The organism is Nocardioides sp. SYSU D00038 (genome assembly GCF_016924665.1).
Classification (GTDB): domain Bacteria; phylum Actinomycetota; class Actinomycetes; order Propionibacteriales; family Nocardioidaceae; genus Nocardioides.
In genome coordinates, this window is sequence record NZ_JAFFJT010000019.1 from 129595 (window position 1) to 139682 (window position 10088).

General features: G+C 74.8%; 7 protein-coding genes. 3 read left to right on the plus strand and 4 right to left on the minus strand.

Annotated features, from left to right (window positions below; genetic code table 11):
* Positions 1–9: 9 nt before the first annotated feature.
* Genes JT721_RS12195 through JT721_RS12205 form a run of 3 tightly spaced genes read right to left on the minus strand, consistent with a single transcriptional unit; the run spans position 10 to position 1975 of the window.
* Complete coding sequence (locus tag JT721_RS12195) at positions 10–537, minus strand: hypothetical protein (RefSeq protein ID WP_205473411.1); 528 nt, start codon at positions 535–537, stop codon at positions 10–12.
* Entirely contained in the window at positions 534–1511 is a 978-nt protein-coding gene (locus JT721_RS12200) for a metallophosphoesterase (RefSeq protein ID WP_307828018.1), read from the minus strand. The genes JT721_RS12195 and JT721_RS12200 overlap by 4 nt, the downstream gene beginning before the upstream one ends.
* Positions 1508–1975, minus strand: a complete 468-nt coding sequence (locus tag JT721_RS12205; protein WP_205473412.1) for a nitroreductase family deazaflavin-dependent oxidoreductase — start codon at positions 1973–1975, stop codon at positions 1508–1510. The genes JT721_RS12200 and JT721_RS12205 overlap by 4 nt, the downstream gene beginning before the upstream one ends.
* Positions 1976–2148: 173 nt before the next feature.
* Here JT721_RS12205 and JT721_RS12210 point away from each other — a divergent pair, with 173 nt between their 5' ends.
* Positions 2149–6900 carry a family 78 glycoside hydrolase catalytic domain gene (locus tag JT721_RS12210; RefSeq protein WP_205473413.1) on the plus strand — a complete coding sequence of 1584 codons (4752 nt, stop codon included), beginning with the start codon at positions 2149–2151 and terminating at the stop codon, positions 6898–6900.
* 6 nt (positions 6901–6906) lie between these two features.
* On the opposite strand, the gene JT721_RS12215 is transcribed toward JT721_RS12210, so the two are convergent.
* Complete coding sequence (locus JT721_RS12215; RefSeq protein ID WP_205473414.1) at positions 6907–7728, minus strand: hypothetical protein; 822 nt, start codon at positions 7726–7728, stop codon at positions 6907–6909.
* A 99-nt stretch (positions 7729–7827) separates the two neighbouring features.
* Between JT721_RS12215 and mshA the strand changes: the two genes are divergently transcribed.
* Positions 7828–9075, plus strand: a complete 1248-nt coding sequence (mshA, locus tag JT721_RS12220; RefSeq protein WP_307828020.1) for a D-inositol-3-phosphate glycosyltransferase — start codon at positions 7828–7830, stop codon at positions 9073–9075.
* On the plus strand, positions 9072–9560 hold the full coding sequence (locus JT721_RS12225) for a YbjN domain-containing protein (RefSeq protein WP_205473415.1): 489 nt from the start codon (positions 9072–9074) through the stop codon (positions 9558–9560). Before mshA ends, JT721_RS12225 begins: the two co-directional genes overlap by 4 nt.
* Positions 9561–10088: the final 528 nt, after the last annotated feature.

The following is a 10088-nucleotide window of genomic DNA, read 5'->3' on the forward strand; positions in this document are numbered from 1 at the left end:
CCCGGGCGCTCACTCGTCCCCGTGCTCGTCCCCGTGCTCGTCGTGGTCGTCGTGCTCGTCATGGTCATCGGGTGCGTGGTCGGGCTCGCCGTCGCCGTCGTGGTCGTGCGCGACGCCGTCGCTGGCGCAGTGGTCGTTGAGGTAGGTCGAGAAGGCCGCGGCGGCCGCGGCGTCCTCGTCGGTGTAGGCGCCGGTGCCGGAGAGGTCCTCGGCGGTCATCCCCTCCTGCCAGCGGGTGAGTGGTCCGAGCACCACCTCGGCGCCGGCCCGGACCTCGTCGTCGACGCCGAGGCGGTCCACCAGGTCGACGAGGTCGCCGGCCGCCTCCCGCAGCTCCGGGCCCACGGACGGGTCGCCCGCGACCAGCGCGCCCTGCAGCCGGGCCATCGCGTCGAAGCCGGCGCAGAAGTCGGCGACGGTCGCCGCCGGTGCCGTCGCGGGCGCGCTCTCGTCGTCGTCCCCGCCCACGAGCACCACGACCACCAGCGCGAGCAGCAGCGTTCCCACGTCGGCGAGCAGCAGCGAGCGGCGGGTCACGGCTCGCTCCGCACGTCCAGGGGCTCGTCGACCGGCTCGTCGGGCAGGGGGGCGTGGGCCTCGTGCCCGGAGTTGAACTCGGAGTCCTTGCGGCTGAACACGTCGAGCCGCTCCTCGAAGGTCAGCCCCTCGACCAGCGGGGCGACGTCGCCGGGGTAGCCGGTGACCTCCGCCGCTGCGGCGAGCGGCACGGTCGTGTGCACCACGCGGTCGTCGTAGACGTGCACCACCGAGAACGCCTGACCGCCGTCGACACCCGAGACGAAGCGGTCGAGCGGTGCGGGATCGGTGGTGTAGCAGCTGGCCGAGGCCACCGACACCGGCACACCGGCGAACATCGAGTGGGTCGACAGGTGCAGGTGGCCGGCCAGCACGGCGCGCACGTCGGTGCCCCGCACCACGTCGGCGAGGCGCTCCTGGTCGAGCAGCTCGATCAGCTCGGCCGCCCGGAGCATCGGGGTGGGGATCGGCGGGTGGTGCATCGCCAGCAGCGTGCCGTCGGGGGCGGGCGTGGCGAGCACGTCGGCCAGCCACGCGAGCTGGTCGTCGTCGAGCGCGCCGTGGTGCCAGCCCGGCACGCTGGTGTCGAGCGAGACGATCCGCAGCCCGTCGACCACGTGCACCCGGTCCTGGGGGCTGGTGGCCTCGGCGCCGAACAGCTCGCGGGCGTAGTCGTCGCGCTCGTCGTGGTTGCCCATCACCCACACCACCTCTGCGCCGAGCCGATCGGCCACCGGCTCGACGAGCTCGCGCAGCCGCCGGTACGCCGCCGGCTCGGCCCGGTCGGCGAGGTCGCCGGTGAACACCAGCGCGGAAGGCGGCGGGTCGATGCGGAGCAGCCGGCCGAGCACGAGCCGCAGGCCGTCCTCGGGCCGCACCACGCCGTACTGCAGGAGGTCGCCGGCCAGCAGGTGGGGGTCGGAGAGGTGGGCCACGGTGTGCCGCGGCGCCGGGTGCTGCCCGAGCTGGATCACGCGCGTTCCAGCCGGAACACCGGGATCACCCGCGAGGTGCGCTGCTCGTACTTCGCGTAGTTGGGCCAGGTGCGCAGCATCACCTGCCACGCCGCCGTCCGCTCCTCGCCGGCCAGCTCGCGCGCGGTCACGGGCAGCCGGTCGCGCCGGACGCTGATCTCGGCCCGCCCGGCGGCGCGCAGGTTGCCGACCCACAGCGGCACCTTCGGCCCGCCGAAGTAGGAGCCCGCGATCAGCCAGCCACCGTCGTGGGGCACGCAGAGGAGCGGCGTGCTGCGTGGCACCCCGCTCCTCCGGCCGGGCACGGTCAGCACCAGGTTGGGCAGACCGGCGACGTCGAGCAGCGAGAGCCGGCCGCGGCTGGCGCGCTGCAGCGCCTCGTCGACCTTGACGATCTGCGGCAGGTACCGCGGCAGCCAGCCGATCGCGCCGATCCGCACGGCCAGCGGGGTGAGCACGCCCATGCGCGAAGGTTAGAGCAGCGGGGGCAGGTGCCGCCGCTGGCCGGATCCGGTCATCGTGAGGCGGCGGAGCGGTGTGACGGCGCTCACGATGTGAAACGTTCCATCTACAGTCTTGCCCCGGGGCATTCCAGGGTCGTATCAAGAGGCTCTCCGACGATGAAGGACCTGTCTTGATGCGATTCAACGCGCCCCGGTCGTCCCGGTCGCTGGCCCGCCCGCTGGCCGCCGTGGTGGCCGGCCTGCTGCCGCTCGCGGTGGTGCCGACCGTGACCGCCGCGGCCCCCGCCGTCGTGGCGCGCTCCGCGCCCGCGGCGGCGAGCACGCTCCGGGTGGCCGACCTGACCACCGACCTGCTGGTGCGCCCGCTCGGCACCGACTCCGCGCGCCCGCGGCTGGCCTGGACGACGCCCGGCTCGGTGCGCGGCGCCCGGCAGACGGCGTACCGGGTGCAGGTGGCCACGACCGCCGCCGGGCTCGCGGCCGGGGCCGCCGACGTGTGGGACTCGGGCCGGGTCGCCTCCGCGCGCTCCCAGGTCGCCTACGCCGGGCCGGCGCTGAGCAGCGCGACGCGCTACCACTGGCGGGTGCAGGTCTGGGACGGCGCCGGGAAGGTGTCGGCCTGGAGCCCGGCGTCGTGGTGGGAGACCGGGCTGCTGTCGGGCGACGACTGGAGCGCCGACTGGGTGGCGCCGGCCAGCGCGGCCGCCGGCGGCAGCTACCTGCGCGGCGAGGTCGAGGTCCCGGCCGACGTCGTCTCCGCGCGCCTCTACGTCTCCGGCCGGGGCAGCTTCGAGCGCGGCCCCGACGGCCAGGGCATCTGCTGCGAGCAGCAGTTCGGCCTGGCCCGCGGCATCTACGAGCCGTGGCTGAACGGGCAGCGGGTCTCCGACACCCAGGTCGAGTCGACCTCGGTCGACACCCGGGTGCGGGCGCTCTACCGCACGTACGACGTCACCGACCTGGTGCGCGAGGGCGACAACGCACTCGGGCTGATGATCGGCGAGGACTCCGACGTGCTCGCCCAGCTGCGGATCGTGACCACCGACGGCGTCGTCGAGCTGGCCTCCGGCGAGGACTGGACCTCCGCGCCCGGCCCGGTGGTCCGTGCCCACCGCTTCCACGGCGAGACGTACGACGCCCGGCGCGAGCTCGCCGGCTGGTCCGAGCCCGACGCCACCGGCACCTGGTCGCCGGTGCGGGTGAGCAGCACCGAGACCGGCCGCCTCGACGCCGCGGTCTTCGAGCCGATGCGCGTGGTCGCCGACCACCGGGCCGTGTCGGTGACCGAGCCCGCCGAGGGCGTCTACGTGCTCGACTTCGGGCAGAACCGCGCGGGCTGGACCCGGCTGCGCGCGAACCTGCCGGCCGGCACGACCGTGACCCTCAAGCACGGCGAGCGCCTCAACGGCGCGGGCCGCGTCGACAACGGCGTCATCGGCGCCCAGCAGACCAGCACCTTCACCTCAACCGGTGGCGACGTCGACTGGGAGCCGTCGTTCGTCTACGCCGGCTTCCGCTGGGTCGAGGTCACCGGACTCACCGAGGCGCCCGGCACCGACACCGTGGTCGCCCGCGAGGTGCACAACGACGTCCGGCGCACCGGCTCGTTCAGCTCCTCCGACGCGATGCTGAACCGGCTGCACGCCGCCAACGTGCAGACCCAGGTCAACGGCCTGCACGCCGTCCCGGAGGACACCCCGACCCGCGAGAAGCGCGGCTGGACCGCCGACGCCCACATCGCGGCCGAGGCCACCATCGACAACTTCGCGATGGCGCCGTTCTACGAGAACTGGGCCGAGGAGTCGGTGGCCGCGCAGCGTCCCGACGGCCGCGTGCCCGACATCGTGCCGACCGAGCCGTCCAACGGCTGGCGCGACCGCTCCGACCCGGCCTGGGCGTCCTCGCACGTGCTCATCCCGGCCTACCTGGAGAAGCACTACGGCGACACCACCGCGCTGGTCGACCACTACGACTCGCTCAAGGCCTACGTCGACTACGTCGCCACCACCACCGAGGGCGGGCTGGTCACCAAGAACACCGGCCACTGGGGTGACGACTGGCTCGGCGTCGAGACCACCGACTCGCGGCTGTTCCGCACCGGCTTCTACTACTGGGACCTGCGGATCGTGGAGCGCGCGGCTCGGCTCGCCGACCGGCCGGCCGACGCGGCCGACCTGGCCCAGCGGGCCGAGGCAGCGGCCGACGCCATCAACGCCGAGTTCCTCGACGAGGCCGAGGCCAGCTACGGCCCCAGCCAGTTCGCCAACGCGTTCCCGCTGACCCTCGGCATCGTGCCCGACGGCCTGGTCGACGGCGTCGTGCAGACCCTGGTCGACGACGTCGTCGACGAGCGGGGCGGCCACTTCACCGGCGGCCTGCCCGGCATCAAGTACATCCCCGAGGCGCTGGCCATGCACGGCCGCTCCGACGTGGTGCTCGACGTCGTGCGCAGCAAGGAGAAGCCGGGCTGGGGCTACATGCTCGAGCACGGTCCCGGCACCATCTGGGAGGACTGGGAGGGTGCCTCGTCGCTCAACCACCCGATGTTCACCTCGATCGACCACTGGCTCTACGACTCGGTGGCCGGCATCCGGCAGGCCGAGGGCTCCACGGGCTACGACCGGGTCGTGATCGCGCCCCAGGTGATGGACGAGGTGCAGCGCGCCTCGGCCAGCATCCTCACCCCGCACGGCCGGCTCGCGAGCGCCTGGGCGCCCGAGGGCGGCCGCACCGTGCAGCGGGTCACCGTGCCGGTCGGCACGGTCGCCGAGGTGCACGTGCCGGCCTCCCGCACGGCCGACGTGGTCGAGGGCAACCGGCCGGTCGCCGGCCGCGCCGGCGTGCTCGGGGTGCGGCAGCAGGGCGACCGGGTCGTCGTGACCGTCGGCTCCGGCTCCTACGCGTTCGCCGCCGACCGCGGCACCGGCGACCTGCTCCGGGCCCGCGCCCACGCCCGCTCGCTGGGCGCCGCGGTGCGCGGCCTCTCCTCGCGCAAGGCGCGCGCCGTGCTGGTCCGCGACCAGCGGCAGGTGCTCGCGAAGATCGAGGGGGCGCTGCGGGCCCGCGGGTACGGCCGCGAGCCGGTCGTCCGCACCCGGGTGGCCACGGCGCTCTCGCGCCTGCAGCGCCTCGAGCGCGACCTGCGCCAGGCCCGCGCGCGCCGCCAGGTCAGTGCCGCGTCGGTGCGCCTGGTCAGCACCCGGGCCCAGGGCGTGCGGCGCTCGCTGTCGGGGCTGGCCACCGGCTACGCCAGGATCAGCCTCACGCCGACGGTGGTGGGCGCCCCGGTGTCCGCCTCGACGTTCGACGTCTCCACCGTGGTCGCCAACGGCGGCCGCAAGCCGCTCACCCGGGCCGCGGTCGGCCTGCGCGTGCCGGACTCGTGGCGGGTGCAGGTGCTGCGGGCGCTGCCGCGCTTCGTCGGGCCCGGCGGACGCCGGGTGGCGACGTTCCGGGTCACCGTGCCCGCCGCCCAGCCGCCCGGGGAGACCGACCTGACGCTGGCGCTGTCCGGGCGCCGGGCCGGCACCAGGTTCAACGCGCTCAGCGTGCTGACCGTCGACGTCGGCTCGCCGCTGGCGATCACCGCGCTCGCCGCCAGCCCCCGGGTGGTCGAGCCGGACGCTCTTTCGACCTCGGTCGTGGCCACCGTGACCAACCGCGGCGCCCAGGCGCTGCGGGTCACCGCGCGCGGCACCACCGCCCCGGCCGGCTGGACGTGGGGCCAGGCCCCGGCCGTGGTCGTGCCGGCCCGCGGCACCGCCCCGGTCAGCGCGACCCTGACCCGCGGCGAGGAGGCCGCGGCCGGCGGCCCCGTCGACCTCGAGATCACCGCCGGCGGCGTGGTCTGGGACTCCGCCCGCACCCAGGTCTTCGTGCGCGGCGCCGGCTGCGAGGCCGACCCGCTCGAGGAGGCCTGCCTCACCGACGAGCAGGTGCTGCTGCACAGCTTCGAGTCCGGCACCGAGGGCTGGGTAGCCGGCGACGGGACGTCGTCGGTCGCGTCGGTCACCTCCATGGCCAACGGCCCCGGCACCGCCCGCCTCGGCCAGCGGCTGCTCGAGGCGGTGCCGACCTCGACGGTCGCGGGTGGCGAGTGGCGCACCGTGTCGGTCGACGAGCCCGAGCCGGTGCCCTACCGCCCGGAGCAGGCCCTCGTCGTCCACCTCGACGGCTACGGCGGCGGCCCGGGCGGCCCCTACGAGGCGCGGGTGGTCGTCACCGACTCCGCGGGCGTGACCACCGAGGTGGTCACCGCGGTCTCGCCGGACGCCTGGAACCAGGTGCGCGTGCCGCTGGCGGAGTGGACCGGTGCCGACATCGCGCGGATCGAGGTGTCCTACCGGGCCCGGGGCGACCAGCCGTGGGCCGGCCGGTTCCAGGTCGACGCGGTGCTGCTCGACGCCACCGAGCCGCCTCCCAGCCCCGCCGGCAACCTCGCCGCCGGTCGACCGGTGACGGCCAAGGCCGGGCTCAACTGCTGCTCGTGGGGCACGGCCAACCTGGTCGACGGCACCCGGGTGAGCACCACCGGGTCCCGCGGGTTCACCTCCGACCCGCCCAACAGCAGCCGCGACGCCGAGCAGTGGGTGCAGGTCGACCTGGGCTCGGTGCAGCAGGTCGGCAGCGTCTGGCTGTGGCCGCGCACCGCGACCGCCGGCGAGCCCGTCGGCAACGGCGGCGCCGGGTTCCCGGCGGACTTCCAGCTGCAGCTCTCCGACGACGGCAGCACCTGGCAGACGGTGTCGACCCAGGCGGGGCAGGCGTCCGACGGGTCGGTCGGCATCGGCTACGACGTCACCGGCAGCGGTCGCTACGTGCGGCTGCTGGTCACCCGGCTGGGTCGCAGCGCCCCGGACGAGGCCCAGGCGGCGCTGTTCCGGCTCCAGCTGGCCGAGCTGGAGGTGTTCGCGCCCCAGCCCTGAGCACGCTCAGCCGAGGAGGTCCAGCGCCGCGAGGTCGGCGAGCGGCTCCTCGACGCTGCACGACCCGAACGAGGTGAACCACCTCCGGGTCGCGGCAAGGTCGAGGCCGCGGGCCTCCTCGGCGAGCGCCTCGCCGTCGCGGCGCTCCAGCGTCGCGGCGACGTCGGCGGCCGAGGCGCCGTCGTACGCCCGGCGGGTCGCGAGGAGCAGGTTGAGGAAGCCGTGGTGCTCGTAGCCGTCGGGGCCGGCGTGGCGCACCGCGCGGTGGAGCCCGGCGGTGGCCTTGAATGCCGTCTCCCGGTCGAGCGCCGCGTCGACCCAGGCGGCGAGCACCGCTGCGGTGGGGAACGCGTCGGCGTGCAGGCCGCCGGTGCGCAGCTTGAGCCGCAGCTCGGCCTCGGCGACGGCGTCGGCGGCGGCCAGCCAGGCCGCGGTGGGCTCCTGCTGGGGCAGCTCGACGAAGACCGGCACCTCCTCGTCGAGGCTGCCCTCGGCGCGGGCGGCGTCGACGGCCGCGACCACCCGGCGGGCGTTGCCGGGCAGGTCGTCGAGGTCGCGCAGCGCGATCTCGAGGCCGGCGAGGGCGAGGCCGAGCCGGTCGCACAGCGCCGCGGGTCCGGCGACCTGGCCCGCACCGCCGCTGACCACCACCGACAGGCGGGCCGGGCAGTCGCGCAGCGCCGGCAGGTCGGTGTCCCTGACCACGAACGTGCCCACCAGGTCGCGGGCCGGACCCGCGCGCCCGGTGTGGGCGGCGGTCGCGTCGGCCAGGGGCGCGTCGCCCGGCGGGAAGATCGCGGCGTCGTCGACGAGTCCGTGCCAGAACATGTCCACCACCCTAGGACTGGGCATCGTGCGGTCGGGAACAGATGGGGTGCCCCTACGGTTGGGCCGGGGTAGGACCTCGGAAGGAGCCACGTGGACCGGATCAGGCGTCTGGCGATGGTCAGCCTGCACACCTCCCCGCTCGACCAGCCGGGCACCGGTGACGCCGGGGGCATGAACGTCTACGTCCTCGAGCTGGCCCGCCGCCTGGTGCCGCTGGGCGTCGAGGTCGACATCTTCACCCGGGCCACGAGCTCCGCGCTGCCCGTGGAGGTCGCCGCCGGTGACGGGATCACCGTGCGCCACATCAACGCCGGCCCGTTCGAGGGGCTGACCAAGGAGGAGCTGCCCGGCCAGCTCTGCGTGTTCGCGCGCGAGGTGCTGCGCACCGAGGCCGCCCAGCCGGTGGGCCACTACGACGCCGTCCACTCCCACTACTGGCTCTCCGGGCAGGTCGGCGCGCTGGCGCGCGACCGCTGGGGCGTGCCGTTGATCCACTCGATGCACACGATGGCCAAGGTCAAGAACGCCGCCCTCGCCGAGGGCGACACCCCCGACCCCCAGTCGCGCGTGATCGGCGAGGAGCAGGTCGTGGAGGCCGCCGACATGCTCATCGCCAACACCGCGCTGGAGGCCGACCAGCTCCGTGAGCTCTACGGCGCCGACCCCGGCCGGGTCGAGGTCGTGCACCCCGGGGTCGACCTGGCGGTGTTCCGGCCGCGCGCCGCGGCCGAGGCCCGCGCGGAGCTGGGGCTGCCGGTCGACGCCGACGTGCTGCTGTTCGCCGGCCGGATCCAGCCGCTCAAGGCCCCCGACGTGCTGCTGCGCGCGGTCGCGGTGCTGCTCGAGCGCCAGCCCTGGCGCCGGGAGCGGCTCGTCGTACCCGTCGTCGGTGGGCCGTCGGGCACCGGCCTGGACCGACCGGAGTCGCTGGCCCAGCTGGCCGCCGACCTCGGGGTCGCCGACGTCGTCCGCTTCGTGCCGCCGGTCGCCCAGGCCGAGCTCGCCACCTGGTACGCCGCGGCCACGCTGGTCGCCGTACCGTCGTACAACGAGTCGTTCGGGCTGGTCGCCGCCGAGGCCCAGGCCACCGGCACCCCGGTCGTCGCGGCCGCGGTCGGGGGACTGACCACCGTCGTCCGCGACCAGCACAGCGGCCTGCTGGTGCCCGACCACGACGCCGCGTCGTGGGCCGACGCGCTGCAGCGCGTCGTCTCCGACGAGCAGCTGCGGCTGCGCCTCGAGGCCGGCGCTCTCGAGCAGGCCCGCACCTTCTCGTGGGAGGCCACCGCCGAGCGCACCCTCGACGTCTACGAGCGCGCCCGGGCCACCATGCGGGAGCACGTGTGACGACCGACCCCGCCCAGGTGCTCCGCGACTACCTCACCGACAACGACCTCGAGTGGGAGGAGCCCTCGGCGGGCCTGTTCTCGTTCTCGCTGCCCGGAGAGAAGAAGCTCCAGACCGCCGTCCGCCTCGACCTGGGCCCGCACACGCTGGGCGTGCACGCCTTCGTGTGCCGCAAGCCCGACGAGAACCACGAGCGCGTCTACCGCTGGCTGCTCGAGCGCAACCTGCGCACGTACGCCGTCGCCTTCGCCGTCGACCGCCTCGGCGACATCTACCTCGACGGCCGCCTGCCCCTCTCCGCCGTCACCCCCGACGAGCTCGACCGCCTCCTCGGCGCCGTCCTCAGCACCGCCGACGAGTCCTTCAACGCCATCCTCGAGCTCGGCTTCGCCTCCTCGATCCGCAAGGAGTGGGAGTGGCGCAAGCTCCGCGGCGAGCCGACCCACAACCTGGAGGCGTTCCGGGGGTGGCTGGAGGCGGAGTGAGGCGCGGGCGCCGGTTGAGGAGCGACGGAAGTCACGACCGGTGGTTGAGGAACGACGAAGTCGGGTCTCGAAACCCGGTGAGATGAGTACCCTCCCTCACCCACAGGGGTGGCTCAGGCTTCGCCGAGCCGTCGTTAATTAACGCCGGGTCGGCGCACTGCGGCGACAACGAGCGCCGGGTCGGCGATACCCCACCGCGCATCGGGTGGTTGCGGGAGGGCGTTCGGGTACGGGGGTTTCGAGACAGTCGCTAGCGCACTTCCTCAACCACCGGTGGTCGAGGAACGACGAAGTCGTGTCTCGAAACCCGGTGAGCCGACAGTCCTCCGCGACCACCAGGGGCGGGGGCGGCCCAGGTTTCGCCGAGCCGTCGTCAATTAACGCCGGGTCGGCGCACTGCGGCGACAACGAGCGCCGGGTCGGCGATACCCCACCGCGCATCGGTTGGTTGCGGGAGGGCGTTCGGCCGGCGGGGGTTTCGAGACAGTCGCTAGCGCGACTTCCTCAACCACCGGTGGTTGAGGAACG